Consider the following 474-nt stretch of genomic DNA (forward strand, 5'->3'; position numbering starts at 1 on the left):
GTGCCGGTGGCACGCATTTCAGTGGGATAGTAGCTCGCAGCCATTGCAGTCCAGCCGGTGTTCGTCGAGTTCGTGCAATAGCCGAGCAGGAAAACGAGAGTAATGAGACCGGCGAGGCCGACGTTCAGCTGCGAGATCGCGATCGTGAAGACGAGCGCTGCAAGCAGCGTCGCGATCATGACCTTGTGCGCTTCGAAGCGGTCCATCTCCCAACCGATGACAATATTGCCGAGCGTGCCACCCACCTGCATCATCGCACCCACCAGCGCCGCGTCGGCGAGCGAGAAATTGTTGTCCTTGACGATGATCGGCAGCCAGCTATTGAGGAAGTAGACCGTCATCAGGTTCATGAACAGTCCGACCCACAGGGCCAGGGTGACGGCGGTGTGCGGCTTCGACACGATGAGTCGGATTGCGCCCTTGCCTGCGTGTCCGCGTTCGGCCGTTGCGAGTTGGGTGGAAGCGTCCACCGTG

Annotated in this window: 1 protein-coding gene; it reads right to left on the minus strand. The window is 60.5% G+C overall.

Going from position 1 to position 474, the window contains the following annotated elements:
• The coding region (locus tag QCE79_RS39540) for an MFS transporter (RefSeq protein ID WP_309851879.1) at positions 1-474 on the minus strand (474 nt) is incomplete at both ends.

The sequence above is a fragment of the Caballeronia sp. LZ003 genome (genome assembly GCF_031451465.1).
Classification (GTDB): Bacteria; Pseudomonadota; Gammaproteobacteria; order Burkholderiales; family Burkholderiaceae; genus Caballeronia.